General features: G+C 57.1%; 14 protein-coding genes. 9 read left to right on the top strand and 5 right to left on the bottom strand.

From position 1 onward, the window contains the following. Window positions 1-113: 113 nt before the first annotated feature. The 3 genes from P4L78_RS18620 to prmC all read right to left on the bottom strand — a co-directional run bounded on the left by P4L78_RS18620 (window position 114) and on the right by prmC (window position 2456). Window positions 114-1091 (bottom strand): glycosyltransferase family 9 protein, encoded by a 978-nt coding sequence (locus P4L78_RS18620; RefSeq protein WP_309329795.1) that lies wholly within the window; start codon window positions 1089-1091, stop codon window positions 114-116. Window positions 1092-1238: 147 nt separating this feature from the next. Next, the gene (grxD, locus tag P4L78_RS18615) at window positions 1239-1544 is read right to left on the bottom strand and encodes a Grx4 family monothiol glutaredoxin (protein WP_309329793.1); all 306 of its coding nucleotides are present in this window, start codon (window positions 1542-1544) and stop codon (window positions 1239-1241) included. 69 nt (window positions 1545-1613) lie between these two features. Next, the gene (gene prmC / locus P4L78_RS18610) at window positions 1614-2456 is read right to left on the bottom strand and encodes a peptide chain release factor N(5)-glutamine methyltransferase (RefSeq protein WP_309329791.1); all 843 of its coding nucleotides are present in this window, start codon (window positions 2454-2456) and stop codon (window positions 1614-1616) included. A gap of 117 nt (window positions 2457-2573) precedes the next feature. Between prmC and corA the strand changes: the two genes are divergently transcribed. The 9 genes from corA to P4L78_RS18565 all read left to right on the top strand — a co-directional run bounded on the left by corA (window position 2574) and on the right by P4L78_RS18565 (window position 12037). Next, on the top strand, window positions 2574-3533 hold the full coding sequence (gene corA / locus P4L78_RS18605) for a magnesium/cobalt transporter CorA (RefSeq protein WP_309329789.1): 960 nt from the start codon (window positions 2574-2576) through the stop codon (window positions 3531-3533). Between the two features lie 202 nt (window positions 3534-3735). Beyond that, window positions 3736-5034 carry a glutamate--cysteine ligase gene (gene gshA / locus P4L78_RS18600; protein ID WP_283151053.1) on the top strand — a complete coding sequence of 433 codons (1299 nt, stop codon included), beginning with the start codon at window positions 3736-3738 and terminating at the stop codon, window positions 5032-5034. Between the two features lie 139 nt (window positions 5035-5173). Beyond that, window positions 5174-6121, top strand: coding sequence for a glutathione synthase (gshB, locus tag P4L78_RS18595; RefSeq protein WP_309329787.1), 948 nt, complete (start codon window positions 5174-5176; stop codon window positions 6119-6121). Then, the gene (locus tag P4L78_RS18590) at window positions 6121-7173 is read left to right on the top strand and encodes an FAD:protein FMN transferase (RefSeq protein WP_309329785.1); all 1053 of its coding nucleotides are present in this window, start codon (window positions 6121-6123) and stop codon (window positions 7171-7173) included. The genes gshB and P4L78_RS18590 overlap by 1 nt, the downstream gene beginning before the upstream one ends. Before the next feature lie 202 nt (window positions 7174-7375). Further along, window positions 7376-7777, top strand: coding sequence for a PTS sugar transporter subunit IIA (locus P4L78_RS18585; RefSeq protein WP_283151050.1), 402 nt, complete (start codon window positions 7376-7378; stop codon window positions 7775-7777). Window positions 7778-7794: 17 nt separating this feature from the next. Further along, a complete protein-coding gene (locus tag P4L78_RS18580) occupies window positions 7795-8064 on the top strand; it encodes an HPr family phosphocarrier protein (protein ID WP_283151049.1) in 270 nt (89 codons plus the stop codon). Between the two features lie 62 nt (window positions 8065-8126). Next, on the top strand, window positions 8127-9854 hold the full coding sequence (gene ptsP / locus P4L78_RS18575) for a phosphoenolpyruvate--protein phosphotransferase (RefSeq protein WP_309329782.1): 1728 nt from the start codon (window positions 8127-8129) through the stop codon (window positions 9852-9854). 227 nt (window positions 9855-10081) lie between these two features. Further along, window positions 10082-10411 carry a YegP family protein gene (locus P4L78_RS18570; protein WP_283151047.1) on the top strand — a complete coding sequence of 110 codons (330 nt, stop codon included), beginning with the start codon at window positions 10082-10084 and terminating at the stop codon, window positions 10409-10411. A 249-nt stretch (window positions 10412-10660) separates the two neighbouring features. Continuing rightward, window positions 10661-12037 carry an MFS transporter gene (locus P4L78_RS18565; RefSeq protein ID WP_309329779.1) on the top strand — a complete coding sequence of 459 codons (1377 nt, stop codon included), beginning with the start codon at window positions 10661-10663 and terminating at the stop codon, window positions 12035-12037. 3 nt (window positions 12038-12040) lie between these two features. Here the strand turns inward: P4L78_RS18565 and P4L78_RS18560 are convergent, their stop codons facing one another. After that, window positions 12041-13444, bottom strand: coding sequence for a phosphomannomutase CpsG (locus P4L78_RS18560; RefSeq protein WP_309329777.1), 1404 nt, complete (start codon window positions 13442-13444; stop codon window positions 12041-12043). Further along, entirely contained in the window at window positions 13441-14880 is a 1440-nt protein-coding gene (locus tag P4L78_RS18555; protein ID WP_309329775.1) for a mannose-1-phosphate guanylyltransferase/mannose-6-phosphate isomerase, read from the bottom strand. The genes P4L78_RS18560 and P4L78_RS18555 overlap by 4 nt, the downstream gene beginning before the upstream one ends. Between the last annotated feature and the right edge of the window lie 178 nt (window positions 14881-15058).

The raw sequence follows: 15058 nt of genomic DNA, 5'->3' as shown, positions 1-15058 counted from the left end.
TGCGAATGAAACGGTATGAATTACCCCAATACAAAAAGCCCCGCAATTGTGGGGCTTTTTGTTAGCGGAGCGTGGCACTTCCGAGTAGTGCGAGTGCTGACCTGCTCCTGCACTCAAGACTCGTATGGAACCGTCCTGTCTGATGTGATGGTAGCTACCGGGGGTATTGCCGGTAATGGCGGCCTTAGTTGTTTTTGTGCTGTTTTTCTTAACTTTGCAAACGCGGCCATAACCCGGCTGACCGGAATCACTTCGCGCCAGAAGCGGTCACGTAAAGTTGCGGTGGGTAGAAACCAGGGATAAATCACCCGCGCAGGCGACCACGCCGGCCGCCACATCCGGGCACGTTTGCCGCGACCGGCAATCCACAAAGTAGGGATGCCCAGATTGGATGCCAGATGTCCAATGCCAGATTCATTGCCAATCAGCCAGCCCGAGGCGTGAATGAAGCTGGCGATGGCAGCCAGCGAGGGGAACTCGGGGACTTCAAGGCCATAAGGCTTGATCCACGCCCACTTGTCGTACTCTTCCGGGCCGACAATAAATACGGGCTCAAATCCCTTCTGTTTGAGGGCGAGCCCGAGTTCCATAAAACGCTCTGGCGCCCAACGACGTAGCTCTGATGTCGAAGATGGGTGAATCACCACGCGATTGGCATAGCGGCGATACTGCACGCGCTCGATATCACGCAGCCCGTTGTCGGTGCTGGCATCGCCCAAGCCTAGATGCCGTTTGCAGAACAAGGCAATCTGATCCAGCTTGACGATGCCGCGGCCCGTGACGGCCATGATTTCATCGTAATAGACCACGCGGGCGTGATGCTTGCGCAGCTCCAGCGGCCAGCCCACATGCATGTGCAGCACCAGTTCAAATTCTTGCAGGCTTTGTGTTGCTGTTGCTTCTTCCAGTGCCGGGCGTAAATCGAAGTCGGGAAACCATGGCGCCAGTAACCGCGGATAGTTGCCAAATACCACCACCTCCTTGCCGGCAAGCCGCAAATTCTGCGCCACCACCATCAGTAGCAAGGAGTCGCCCAGGCGGGGAGCCAGAACAACAGCAACGCGGTGATAAGAGGAAGGGAGCACCAGCATGCTTGGGAGGCCTTGTACAAGAGAAAGGACCGGGTTCCAGATCATATAATGCTGAAGAGCAACGCTGCGATGGTACTGGCCCAATGGCACTCAAACAAAAAACGCCAGTGGTCAGCTGGCGTTTAGGCGTGCGTTACTGGCAATCAATCAGTCTTGCAGCAATTGCTGCAGTTCGCCGGAGCTGAACAGTTCTTTCATGATGTCCGAACCGCCGACGAATTCGCCCTTGATATACAGCTGCGGAATGGTTGGCCAGTTGGAGAACTCTTTGATGCCCTGACGGACTTCCGGGTCTTCCAGTACGTTAACGGCAACAAAATTGGCGCCGCAGTTTTTCAGCATCTGCACAGCGGCGGACGAGAAGCCGCACTGTGGAAAAGTCGGTGTGCCTTTCATGAAAAGGACAACCGGGTTTTCGGTGACGGTCTGGCGGATGGACTCTTGAACGCTCATGGGGTGACTCGCTAGGTTGCGGCGCGTCGCAAGCGCAGCGCCTTTAACTGATTAATTTACTCGGGTATTTTAACCAGCGCGACTCGCCGGGGCAAGCCCACCACTGACGCGATCCAGGCCAGCCAGATCTTGCCAAGTCTGCACTGCGGAAAAACCAGCGGCGTCGAGGATGGATCTGGATGCTTGGCCCTGGTCGTAGCCATGCTCAAACAGCAGCCAGCCACCACCGTGCAAATGGGACGGCGCCCCCGCCACAATGGTGCGAATGTGCGCCAGGCCATCGGCTTCATCAGTCAAGGCCGAGCGTGGCTCAAAGCGCAGATCGCCTTGGGCCAGATGCGGATCGTGTTTTTCGATATACGGCGGGTTGGAGACAATCAGATCAAATTGGGCGTCACCCAAGGCTTGGTACCAGTCGCTCAACAACAAAGTGACCTGCGGGGCATGGCGTTCGGCGTTGACCTTGGCAATGGCCAGCGCCGCAGGCGAGGCATCCAGAGCGGTGACGCTAGCAATCGGGCATTCATGTGCCAGGGTGATGGCAATAATGCCGCTGCCGGTGCCCATATCCAGAATGCGCGGCGCGCCGGCTGGCAGGCGCTCTAAAGCCAGTTCCACCAGTAGTTCGGTTTCCGGACGCGGAATCAATACGCCCGGTGCAACGCGGAATGGCAAACTGAAGAACTCTTTTTCGCCGGTGAGATACGCAATCGGCTCGCCATTACGGCGCCGTTCGGCCAGCGCGTTAAAGCGGGCGACGAATTCGTCAGGCGCGGGATCGTCGCCGTGCGCAATCAACCAGGCGCGCCCGAAGCCGCCCAGATGACCAAACAGCGCGTGGATATCGGCCCGGTCCAGCCCGCTTTGGCTGGCAAGATTCTGATAGGTAAGCATGGGCGCAGTGTAAAACATTTTGCCTGGGCCTCCGAATTCGCGCCTGCTGGCGATGTCTGAAGCAGATACACAGCGCAAGCGTGGGCCGGTGACATCTCCTATAATCCGCGCGGTATCTCACGCAGGGCGACACAAATGCTAACCGCATATGGTTTTGTGGAAGGACGACTACGGCCGGTGGCCGTGGAATCGGCGGACGATCTCACGCGTGAGGGCGTGGTCTGGATTGATTCTGTGGAGCCCAACGAGCACGAACGCGCGCTATTGCAGCAGGTGTTCCGGCGCAAGCTCAATGACGACGAAGTAGAAGATATCGAGGATTCTGCCCGTTGCTTTGTTGACGAGGCCGGTATTCATCTGAACTCGTTTTTCCTGCACCAGTTTAATGATGGCGCAGACGTGGTCACGGTGTCATTCCTGCTCAACGACGGGCGCTTGCTGAGCATCCGCAATGAAGAACTCGCCGCCTTTCGCCTGTTCCGGATGCGGGCGCGCATGCAGGCGGACTATGTGCATTCAGCGGAAGACGTACTGCTGGCCATTTACGACGTCGCGGTTGAGTACGCGGCGGATATGCTGGAAGGCGTTTATGCCGATCTGGACAAGGTTAGTCGGCGGGTACTGAACCGCCATAACGTCATGACCGACACTGTCATGGCCGATACGGTGGCCGACATCGCCACGCAGGAAGACTTGAACGGCAAAGTGCGGCTGGATTTAATGGACACGCGGCGTTCGCTGTCGTTTTTGCTGCGTTGTCGCGTCCTCAAGCAAACGCAGGAAGATGACCTTCGCGAAGTGCTGCGGGATCTGGAGTCACTGAACAATCACACCGGCTTTCTGTTCGACAAGATCAACTTCTTGATGGACGCGTTGATGGGCTTGATCAATTTGCAGCAGAACAAGATCATCAAGATTTTCTCGATTGCCGCGGTGGTGTTTCTGCCGCCAACGGTAATCGCCAGTATTTACGGCATGAACTTTGGCGCGATGCCGGAATTACAGTGGCACTTTGGTTATCCGTTTGCGCTCGTGTTAATGGTGCTGTCTGGCATTGCGCCGTACTGGTTTTTCAAGCGCAAAGGCTGGCTGTAGCCGCAAACTGCCACGCGGATTGCCTGTGTTGCGGGCGTGGCTCGTGAATGTTTTCGGCAGTGCGCGGCGTGGTTGTCCCGATTTGTCGGGATAAATTCACACCCTGCAGCGCCGAGTTAGGGATGAAACATATGCATGCGGGTTGTATTATCAGGATGCCGCCCGCATTTCTGGCTGACGCTGTTTTTGATGAGTGTTCCCCATGACCGTTCCGCATCTCACCACCGCGCTTTCTGGCCCATTGCTGGATCTGGAGCGCCGTATTCTTTCCGCCCAGCCTGAAATCGAGCACTGGTTTCGCAATCAATGGCAAGAATCGACGCCGCCGTTTTATGGCTCGGTGGACTTGCGCAACGCCGGGTACAAGCTCGCTCCGGTCGACATGAACCTGTTCCCGGGTGGTTTCAACAACCTCAATCCGGCATTTCATCCGCTGGGTGTGCAGGCGGTGATGAGCGCGCTGGAAAACATGTGTCCCGATGCGCGGCGCGTGTTGTTGATTCCGGAAAACCACACCCGCAATACTTTCTACCTGCAAAACGTGGCCGCGCTGGTGCGCATCATGCGCATGGCGGGCCTCGTGGTGCGTCTGGGCACGTTCAACCCTGAAATCACCGAGCCAACCACGTTTGATCTGGTGGATGGCCAGAAGCTCACGCTGGAGCCGCTGGTGCGAAATGGCCGCCGGATTGGCGTAGCCGGGTTTGATCCATGTGCGGTGCTACTGAATAACGATCTGTCTGCGGGTATTCCGCCGCTGCTGGATGATGTCGAACAAATCATTGTGCCGCCACCGCATGCCGGTTGGTCGGTGCGCCGCAAGACCAATCACTTTGGCGCGTACGACCATGTGGCGGACGACTTCGCCAAACTGATCGGGATTGATCCGTGGACCATCAACCCGTACTTTGCACACGTCGATGGTCTGGATTTCCACAATCGCGCCGGTGAAGAACAACTGGCCGATGCCGTGAACAGCACGCTGGCCAAGATCCGCGTCAAATATGCCGAACACGGCATTGATCACGACCCGTTTGTGATCGTCAAAGCCAATGCCGGTACTTATGGCATGGGCATCATGAGCGTGAAGTCGGCGGACGAAGTGATCGGCCTGAACCGTAAACAACGCAACAAGATGTCGGTGGTGAAGGAAGGGCTGGAAGTGCACGACGTGATCGTGCAAGAAGGCGTGCCGACCTTTGAAAGTATCAATGACGCTGTGGCTGAACCTGTGGTGTACATGGTTGACCGCTTTGTGGTCGGCGGCTTCTATCGCGTGCATACCGGCCGTGGCCCGGAAGAGAACCTCAACGCGCCAGGCATGCATTTCGAGCCGCTGGCGTTCGCTTCGCCGTGTACCACGCCAGATTGCGATGGTGCACCGGATAGCGCACCGAACCGCTTCTATTCTTATGGCGTGGTGGCGCGGCTGGCGCTGCTGGCTGCATCGCATGAAATCGAAGCGACTGCACCCGAGCCACAGTTGTCGTTTGCGGCTTGATCTCATGGTGGAGGGTGGATGTTGGCGTAGCCAATCCACCACTTCACTGCTGCAAAAGCTGAGGCTACGGGAGCGGCAAATTAGCTGCTGTTCCCGTCATCGCCCTGGCTCAGTCATCCAGAATTAACGGGATTCCCTCATGCGCCTGCTCGTCATTGCCGACCCTGTAGCCGGGTTCAAAATCCACAAAGATTCCACCTATGCCATGCTGCGCGAGGCCAACAAACGCGGTTGGGAATTGTGGATCACGCTGGCCGACGATATCCGGGTGAAAGAAGGCGTGGTGCAAGCCCACGCGCAGCGGCTGCGCTTTACCGCTACCCAGGAATACAAGCACTGGTTTGAGCTGGAAGCCCCGCAACACGAAGCACTGAAAGACTTTGGCGCGGTGTTGATGCGCAAAGATCCGCCTTTCGATGCGCAATATCTGTATGCCACGCATCTGCTGACGCTGGCCGAGGCGCAAGGCGCACGCGTGTTCAACCCCGGTCAGACGCTGCGTGACTACAACGAAAAGCTGGCGATCCTCAAGCATCCGCAATTCACCGCGCCCACTCTGGTGACGCAACGCGGTGCCGATATCCGGGAGTTTCTGGCTGAACATCGTGACGTGATTCTCAAGCCGCTGGATGGCATGGGCGGCGCGGGCATTTTCCGCATTACCGCCAACGACCCAAATGTGGGTTCGATTATTGAAATGCTAACCATCAACGAAACCAGCACCATCATGGCTCAGCGCTATCTGCCCGCCATCAAAGACGGTGACAAGCGCGTACTGATCATTGATGGCAAACCGGTGGACTGGTGCCTGGCGCGCATTCCCAAAGCGGGCGAAACCCGCGGCAATCTGGCGGCGGGCGGCACAGGGGTGGCGCGACCACTCACTGCCAAAGACCGCGAAATTGCCGAAACGCTTGGCCCACAACTGGCGGCCAAAGGCTTGTTCCTGGTGGGGCTGGACGTAATTGGCGAGAATGTCACGGAGATCAACGTGACCAGCCCGACGTGCTTCCAGGAAATCACCGATCAATCCGGTATTGATGTCGCGGCGCTGTTTATCAGCGCGCTCGAACGCAAGCTGGGTTGATGTCTGTGCGGACTTTGTTTAGCGCTCTGCGCTGGCTGGGCATGCTGGTGTTGCTGGCCGGTTTAACCAGTTGCAGCAAACCGCCGTTGTTTCAGCAAGACGGTTATGTCTTTGGCACCGCCGTGCAGATCACCATTTACGGCGTCGACGAAGACAAAGCAAAAGCGGCTACGGCCACCATTCTGGCTGATCTGGATCGGCTGCATGCCAAACTGCACGCTTGGCACCCGTCTGACATTACCCGTTTGAATAACGCATTTGCCAAGGGCGAAGCGACGCAGGCCGATCCGGAAATGGTCGCCATTTTGCAGCAGGCCAAAGGCTACGCCGAGCGCTCGGACCAGTTGTTTAATCCGGCCATTGGCGACTTGGTAGCAGCGTGGGGCTTTCATAACGATACCTTCGCGCCCGTGCTGCCTGATCTGGACAAGATTCGCCAACTGGTGGCGATGAAACCGACGCTGGACGATCTGCAATTTGACGGCCCAAACGTCTCCAGCACCAATCCGGATGTGAATATCGACTTGGGTGGCTTCAAAGGGTTTGCGCTGGATCGTGCCGCCGCCTACCTGCGTAAACATCACATGTATAACGCGCTGATCAATATTGGCGGTAACGTGCTGGCGTTGGGCAAGAAGGGCGATACGCCGTGGAAGGTTGGCTTGCAGCATCCGCGCAAACCGGGCGCGATGGCGGTGATCACCTTGGGCGATGGCGAGTCGATCGGCACTTCGGGCGATTACGAACGTTATTTTGAGGTTGATGGCAAACGCTACTGCCATTTGATTGACCCGCGCACCGGCTGGCCCGCGCAAACCATGCAATCGGCCACGCTGATCGCACCCAGCTCGCAAGAAGCTGGCGCCATTTCGGATGCTATTACCAAGCCAGTCTTTATTGGTGGTAAAGACACCGCCGTGCACTACGCCAGCCGCTTTGGCGTGAAAGATGTGCTGATCGTGGGCAATGACGGCAGCGTTTATCTCACGCCATCGATGCAAAGCCGTGTGCAGTGGTTGCAGGCACCGCCGCACATTTACCGGCTGCGTTGATACCGCCTGAGTTGTCGCTTATTTGATTGCTGCAATGCATAAGGGAATTCGGTTATAAATTCAGGAAACGGACGTCAGGTATGATCACAAGGTTGCGGCAGGGCCTTGTGTGTCTGCCGCGCTCGAACAAGACGGATTCGGCCAGCTCGCTTATGGGGGGAGTGCCTGAATCTGCGGTGGTCATGCACAAGGAAGGTCCTGAATGGTAGGTATCATCATCGTCACGCACGTATCGCTTGGCGAAGCGCTGATCTCGTGTGCCGAGCACATCATGAGTCGGCCATTGACCAATATCGGCCAGCTTTCGGTGAGCAAAACCGAAGACCCGGACGACGTGGTACTCAAAGCGCATGACCTGATCGAGATGCTCGATGATGGCTCGGGAATATTGTTGCTGACCGATATTTACGGCGGCACACCATCCAACGTGGCCAACCGGCTGATCCAGCCTGGTCGCGTGGAGGCGGTGGCGGGGGTCAACCTCCCCATGCTGGTGCGCGCGTTGACTTATTGCCATCAGCCGCTGGAAATCGTCGTGAGCAAGGCGATCACCGGTGGACTGGAAGGCGTTTTGTATATGTTGCCCAATGCGGCACAGGGTTGATCAGGGGTTGATGTGTCATGCCGGTAAAAGAACTCTTAATCGTGAACAAACTTGGGCTGCATGCCCGTGCGTCCAGCAAGCTGACCCAACTGGCCAGCCAGTTTCAAAGTGAAGTCTGGATCAGCCGTAATCAGAAGCGGGTCAACGCCAAATCGATCATGGGCGTCATGATGCTGGCGGCGGGCAAAGGCAGCACGGTGACCATCGAAACCACCGGCCCGGACGACCAGAACGCGCTGGATGCGCTGGAAGCTCTGATCGCCGATTATTTCGGCGAAGGCGAATAAACCCCATCCACCGTGCAGCAACAGGCTGTGACGGTGGTTCATTTCTCGGTACTGGAGTCGTAATGAGCCTTACCTTGCACGGGATCGGCATTGGCGGCGGGGTTGCCATTGGCCATGCTCACCTCATATCGCATACCGATATCGAGATCGCGCATTACACGGTGCGCCCGGAAGATATTGCCGGCGAGGTAACGCGTTACGACTCGGCGGTGAAGACTGCCCGCCAGGAGCTGGAAATGCTCTGGGGCAGCATTCCGGATAACGCGCCCACTGAACTGGGCGCGTTTCTGAGCTTGCACATCATGCTGCTCAACGATCACACGCTGTCGGTTGAGCCGCGCGAGATTATTGAAAAGCGCAAGTGCAACGCCGAATGGGCGCTCAAGCTGCAGCTTGATGCCCTGCTGGCGCAGTTTGACGAGATCGAAGAAGAGTATCTGAGAGAACGGCGTACCGACGTCATTCAGGTGACCGAGCGTATCTTCAAAACGCTGGCTGGCCACGACATGGCCATGCATACCCCGGCACCGACTGATCGTGATTCCATTCTGGTGGCGCATGATCTTTCGCCCGCCGATATGGTGCTGTTCAAAGACAGCGAATACACCGCCTTCATTACCGATGTCGGCGGCCCGACTTCGCATACCGCCATTCTGGCGCGCAGCCTGGATTTGCCTTCTGTGCTGGCGTTGCGCCATGCTCGTTCGCTGATTCATGAAGACGAACTACTGATCGTTGACGGCGTGAATGGCGTGGTGATCGTCAATCCGGACGAACGCACGCTGACCGAATACCGCGCTCGCCAAGATGAATGGACTGTCCGCCAGGCCAAACTGCAGGACATCCGGACCAGTCTGCCGGTGACGCAAGACGGCATTGAGATCGAACTGTTCGGCAATATCGAATTGCCGGAAGACACCGACCAGGTGCTGGAAAACCACGCCACCGGTATCGGCCTGTTCCGCTCGGAATTCCTCTTCCTGAGTGAAGACGATCTGCCGACTGAAGAAGAGCAATACCAGGCCTACCGTTCTGTGGCCGAGCAAATGGCCGGGCAGCCGGTGATCATCCGCACCATCGATCTGGGCAAAGACAAGATTCCCAAGTGGCAGGAAGAGTCTGACGCGCCCAACCCGGCCATGGGTTTGACTGGCATTCGTTTGTGCCTGGCCGAAGCACAGCTGTTCCGCACCCAGTTACGCGCACTGTTGCGCGCTTCGGCACACGGCAAGATCAAACTGTTGGTGCCGATGCTGTCGCATGTGGGCGAGGTCAAACAAACCCGCCGCCATCTGGAAGAAGTCAAAGCCCAGTTGCGCGCCGAGAACATTCCGTTTGATGAACAAATTGAGCTGGGTGGCATGATCGAAGTGCCGGCGGCAGCGTTCACGGTTGAGCATTTCCTGCACCACCTGGATTTCGCTTCTATTGGTACCAACGACTTGATCCAGTACACGCTGGCAGTTGACCGCAATGACGATGCGGTTTCGCATTTGTACGACCCGGTGCATCCGGCGGTGATCCGCCTGTTGCATCACGTCATCAGCACCTGCAATCGCGTCGGCAAACCCATCTCGATGTGCGGTGAAATGGCGGGTGACCCCGCGCTGACACGTTTGCTGCTGGGGCTGGGTTTGCGCCGCTTCTCCATGTTGCCAGCGCGGTTGCTCAAGGTGAAAGAACAGGTGTTGTCGACTGATCTGGCCGCAATCCAGCCACTGATTACCCAGTTGCTGGAAGCCGACGAAATCGACGGTTTGCGCCAGGTGATGGAACAACTGCAAGCCTGATTTGCCACCGACGCCCACACAAAACCTGCATGCTGCATCAGCGGCTGCAGGTTTTTTGCTATTGACGCAGCTAAAAACTTTAAAAATGCGTCAGCTTGTTCCAATACTGACCTGGTAGGGTTTTTTTGCCCGCACCCCAGCCGCTGGCGTTGAGTGCCAATTGATCCGGGCACAAGCGCCGTGGCCTTACCGCTGATTCCTGGTTCATAAGCAGATAAGGAACAACCATGTCAGGCAAATTCCATTTGAAACAGGCCAAAGATGGCCAGTACATGTTCAATCTACATGCCGCTAACGGTCAGATCATTTTGACCAGCGAGCTATATCATGCCAAGGCTTCGGCTCTCAACGGGATCGAGTCGGTGCGCAAAAACGCCGCCGATGACGACAATTACGAGCGCAAAGAAAGCAAAGACGGGCATCCCTACTTTGTACTCAAGGCGGCCAATCACCAGGTCATTGGCAAGAGCGAGCTGTACAACAGCAAGGCATCGCAAGAAAACGGCATCGAGTCGGTCAAGAAAAACGGCCCGGAAGCCGTTTTGGTAGAAGACTGATCCAGACCTCGTTGATGGCTGTATCAAACGAGCCAACTGCAAAGAGCGCAGATCGTTGTGGGAGAGAAACCGGATATTGCCCGCAGATCTGCGCTTGACCGATGACAAATCGGCTTGGTAACTTCCCCTTTATGCCTGCGTCATAGCTGCGCGATGTCGCCCACACCGTGGCCGCGTTTGACGCCACTCATGTTCAATCGCCGCCTCCGGCGTTCTAAAGCTCTTGTTTCCACTCCACAGTAGTCACCCATGAATCCAGCCTCGCCCCGGTTTTCTTTTGTCGTTGGCACAACCAGTCTGGCCTTTGTGGTGGGGCAGCTTGATGTAACCATCGTTAACGTGGCGCTGCCGCATATCGCGACCGAGTTTTCCGCCCGAGTGGCCACGCTGCAATGGATTGTCGATGCCTATACGCTGGCTTTTGCGATTTTCATGCTATCGGCTGGTGCGCTGGGCGATCGTTTTGGTAGTCGCCGTGGCTTTGTGATGGGCTTTGCCGTGTTTGGCGTGGCTTCTTTGCTGTGCGGGCTGGCGCCCGATTCTTTGAGTTTGATCGCCGCACGGGCATTACAAGGCTTGGGGGCGGCGGTGATGCTGCCCAATTCACTGGCACTACTTAATCACGTATTTTTTGACGCACCCACTGAACGCGGCCGGGCCATTGGCTGGTGGACTGCGGCGGGTAGCATCTCGATTGCCGCCGGACCGGTGATTGGTGGGCTGCTGATGGATACCGTCGGCTGGCGCTGGATTTTCTTCGTCAATTTGCCGCTCTGTTTGGCTGGCATGTTGCTGGGCCTGCGTTTGCCGGAAACCGAACGCCACGCGCACTCACACCGGATCGACTGGACTGGCCAGATACTAGTGACGCTGGCACTCACCGCACTGATCGCCGCCGTGATTGAAGCCCGACCCTTGGGTTTTGGTCACCCCTTTATCTGGGGCGGATTTACCTTGGCGTGTTTGCTCGGTTTCGCGTTTCTTCGGGTGCAGCAGCGCGTGCCTGAGCCGACCATCCCACTCGACCTGTTTCGCAATCGGACATTCAACGCCGCCGTGATATTCGGCATGGCGGTGAATCTGACCTATTACGGCATGTTGTTTGTGCTCACGCTTTATCTGCAACGCGTGTTGGGATATTCCGCTTTGCACGCCGGACTGGCGTTTCTGCCGCTCACCGCCGGGTTCTTTTTGTCCAATGTGATCAGCGGCTGGGTGATGGGCCGCTTCGGCCGGCGCTTGCCGATTTTGTTGGGCGCGTCGCTGGATGCGGCAGGGTTTCTGTTGCTGCTCAGTGTGGCCGGAGCAAGCTCACACATATTGTTGTTTGTGGCGTTCTTGCTGATCCCGACCGGCATGGGATTGGCGGTGCCAGCGATGACCACCACCGTGTTGGCCAGCGTACCCAAGCAGCGTTCCGGCACGGCGTCTGCGGTGCTTAACGCCGCCCGGCAAGCTGCGGGCGCAATTGGTGTGGCAGTGTTCGGGTCTTTGGCCAACGGGGATGCCGCACAAACCATAAGCGGCCTGCGCGAGGCCGCCTGGGTGTCGATCGGTTTGCTGCTGCTGGCGGCATGGGGCATTTTCAAAGCGCCCATGCCGCATGTCGTGCCCGCAAAGGTCTGAGCGTTAGTGTGTTGCTGCCTCGGTTGGCTGCAGTGCAAAGCCATCCAGTACCTTGAGGATGTCATCGGTATGGCGCTGCATCAGTGCCGGATCACCGCGTGACTCCACATTCAGCCGTACCACGGGCTCGGTGTTGGACGAACGCAGGTTCAGGCGCCATTCGGCAAACTCCAGACTAATACCGTCGGTCTCATCCACCGCCAGTGCTTCGGGTTCATATCGGCGACGAATCTCGGCAATGGCTGCGGGTGCATCGGCCAGTTTGCGGTTGATTTCCCCCGATGACGGGAAGCGCGCAATGCGATCTGCCACCAGCGCCGACAAAGGCTGACCAGTGATGCTCAGCAACTGGCACACCAGCAGCCACGGAATCATGCCACTGTCGCAGTAGGCAAAATCGCGGAAGTAGTGATGTGCGCTCATCTCGCCGCCATAAATGGCGTCTTCCTGGCGCATGCGCTCTTTGATAAAAGCGTGGCCGGTCTTGCTTTGCACCGGTACGCCGCCAGCGGTTTTCACTACGTCGATGGTATTCCAGGTCAGGCGCGGGTCGTGGATGATTTTGGCGCCAGGCTGGCGTGCCAGGAACGCTGCGGCCAGCAGCCCGACGATGTAATAGCCCTCGATGAATTCGCCGCGTTCATCAAACAAAAAACAGCGGTCAAAGTCGCCATCCCAGGCAATGCCCATATCGGCGGCGTTCGCTTTGACGGCGTTGGCCGTATCGGCGCGGCACTCCGGCAGTAGTGGATTGGGAATGCCGTGGGGAAAGGTGCCGTCGGGTTCGTTATGCACCTTGATGAGCGTGATCGGCACATGCAACCGGGTAAACGCTGCTTCCAGCGCATCGACCACGTGGCCCGCAGCGCCATTACCGGCGTTGACCACCAGTTTGAGCGGCTTGAGTGTTGCCAGATCGACATAACCCAGCAGATGCTCAATGTACGCATCCAGAATGCTTTGACGGGTTAACGTGCCGCGCCGGAGTGCAGGGGCGAAGTTGCGCGTTTCGGCCAGATGCTGCACTTCTTTCAAACCGGTATCGCCACTGATGGGACGGGCACCGCGCTTGACCAGCTTCATGCCGTTGTAGTCGATCGGATTGTGGCTGGCAGTGACTTCAATGCCGCCATCTACATCCAGATGAAACGCGGCAAAGTAGACTTCCTCAGTGCCGGTCATGCCGATATCGATGACATCGGCACCGCCATCCATCAAGCCGTTGGCCAGCGCGGCTTTGAGCCCATCGGTAGATGTACGCACATCCCCACCGATCACCACCCGTCTGGCCTGCAGAAACTGGGCATATGCGCGGCCAATGGCGTAGGCGATGTCTTCGTTCAGTTCATCGCCCAGCCGACCACGGATGTCGTAGGCCTTGAAACAACGCAAGCTACCGCCACTCATTTGATCACCGCAGGCGCTTCAACCCGGCCGTAGGTATCTTCAAAGCGCACGATGTCATCCTCGCCCAGATACGGGCCGGACTGCACTTCAATCAATTCCAGTGGAATCTTGCCGGGGTTTTTCAGGCGATGGGTGACCCCGAGCGGGATATAGGTGGACTGGTTTTCCGTTAGCAAGATGTGCTGATCGCCGTTATCCACCAACGCGGTGCCCTTGACGACAATCCAGTGCTCCGCGCGATGATGATGCATTTGCAGACTCAGCTGCGCGCCCGGGGTGACGATAATGCGTTTGACTTGGAAGCGATCGCCATTGTCGATACCTTCGTAGGAGCCCCAAGGCCGTACCACTTTGCGGTGCGTGATCGACTCGGAGCGCTTGGAGGCATTGAGCCGCTCCACAATCTTTTTGACGTCCTGCACTTTGTCTTTGTGCGCGACCAGAATGGCGTCGGCAGTTTCGACAATCACAATATCCTTCAGGCCGATGGCGGCAATCATGCGGTGATCGGCGCGGATATACGAACCGCTCACGTCATCAACCAGCACGTCGCCGACCAGCGTGTTGTCACGCTCGTCCTTGTCACCGATATCAGCCAGCGCGCTCCACGAGCCAATGTCATTCCAGCCCAGATCTGCGGCCTCAATCACGGCGGCTTCAGTGGTTTTCTCCATCACTGCGTAATCAATGGAATCAGACGGGCAGGCGGTGAAGGCGTCTTTGTTCAGCCGGGTGAAGTCGCCATCGCGCATGCTGCGTTCCAGCGACAGCTGGGCGTTGACCAGCATTTCTGGTTGCAGGCGACGCAGCTCATCCAGATAGACCGAGGCCTTGAGCATGAACATACCGCTGTTCCAGTAATAACTGCCAGCGGCCAGGAATTGCTCAGCAGTGACCAGATCCGGTTTTTCTACAAAAGCGTCAACGTGATAAGCGCCATCGGTAGTGAGCGACGCGCCGCGGCGGATATAGCCATAGCCGGTTTGTGGCGAGGTTGGCTTGATACCGAAAGTGACCAGCTTGCCCATCTGTGCCACCGTTGCCGCTTGCGCGACCAAGGCGTGGAAAACTGTCTCATTCTGGATCACATGATCCGACGGTAGTACCAGCAGCAATCCTTCCGGGTCTTTCTCTGTGACCAGCAAGGCGGCGATGGCGACGGCAGGCGCCGTATTTCTGCCGACGGGCTCCAGCACGATGGTTTGTGGCGTGACATCCACTTTGCGCACTTGCTCCGCCACCAGAAAACGCTGCTCTTCATGCGATATCAACAGCGGCGGATTGACCTCGGCAATGCCCTTTAAACGCTCTACAGTCTGCTGCAACAGGCTGTTTTTGCCGGTCAGCTTGAGATATTGCTTGGGATACCCGCCGCGCGACATTGGCCACAGCCGCGAACCGCTACCACCACATAGAACGACTGGATAAACAGACATGGCTTGCTCCTGTTGGATATTGACGGCGCAAAATGGCATTGAAGTTTATTTACTATAGGAGACAAGTTTGTCCCTGTTGTTAGTAATTTTTGTGCAATGCAATACAAGGAGTCAAGCATTAACTTCACTGTTTATCTATAAGTAAACGCTGATCCTTCCCGACTGACTCCGCTGCGGC

The organism is Silvimonas sp., assembly GCF_031291215.1.
Taxonomy (GTDB): domain Bacteria; phylum Pseudomonadota; class Gammaproteobacteria; order Burkholderiales; family Chitinibacteraceae; genus Silvimonas; species Silvimonas soli.
The sequence above is the reverse complement of the archived record's forward strand: the minus strand, read 5'-3'. Positions and strand labels throughout refer to the sequence as shown.

Excerpts from the sequence above, each read along its gene's own strand:
- corA (WP_309329789.1), top strand. The coding sequence starts at position 2,574 with ATGCTAACCGCATATGGTTTTGTGGAAGGACGACTACGGCCGGTGGCC.
- P4L78_RS18580 (WP_283151049.1), top strand. The coding sequence starts at position 7,795 with ATGCCGGTAAAAGAACTCTTAATCGTGAACAAACTTGGGCTGCATGCC.
- P4L78_RS18620 (WP_309329795.1), bottom strand. The coding sequence starts at position 1,091 with ATGCTGGTGCTCCCTTCCTCTTATCACCGCGTTGCTGTTGTTCTGGCT.
- P4L78_RS18570 (WP_283151047.1), top strand. The coding sequence starts at position 10,082 with ATGTCAGGCAAATTCCATTTGAAACAGGCCAAAGATGGCCAGTACATG.
- P4L78_RS18565 (WP_309329779.1), top strand. The coding sequence starts at position 10,661 with ATGAATCCAGCCTCGCCCCGGTTTTCTTTTGTCGTTGGCACAACCAGT.
- gshB (WP_309329787.1), top strand. The coding sequence starts at position 5,174 with ATGCGCCTGCTCGTCATTGCCGACCCTGTAGCCGGGTTCAAAATCCAC.
- P4L78_RS18585 (WP_283151050.1), top strand. The coding sequence starts at position 7,376 with ATGGTAGGTATCATCATCGTCACGCACGTATCGCTTGGCGAAGCGCTG.
- ptsP (WP_309329782.1), top strand. The coding sequence starts at position 8,127 with ATGAGCCTTACCTTGCACGGGATCGGCATTGGCGGCGGGGTTGCCATT.
- P4L78_RS18560 (WP_309329777.1), bottom strand. The coding sequence starts at position 13,444 with ATGAGTGGCGGTAGCTTGCGTTGTTTCAAGGCCTACGACATCCGTGGT.
- gshA (WP_283151053.1), top strand. The coding sequence starts at position 3,736 with ATGACCGTTCCGCATCTCACCACCGCGCTTTCTGGCCCATTGCTGGAT.
- P4L78_RS18555 (WP_309329775.1), bottom strand. The coding sequence starts at position 14,880 with ATGTCTGTTTATCCAGTCGTTCTATGTGGTGGTAGCGGTTCGCGGCTG.
- prmC (WP_309329791.1), bottom strand. The coding sequence starts at position 2,456 with ATGTTTTACACTGCGCCCATGCTTACCTATCAGAATCTTGCCAGCCAA.
- P4L78_RS18590 (WP_309329785.1), top strand. The coding sequence starts at position 6,121 with ATGTCTGTGCGGACTTTGTTTAGCGCTCTGCGCTGGCTGGGCATGCTG.
- grxD (WP_309329793.1), bottom strand. The coding sequence starts at position 1,544 with ATGAGCGTTCAAGAGTCCATCCGCCAGACCGTCACCGAAAACCCGGTT.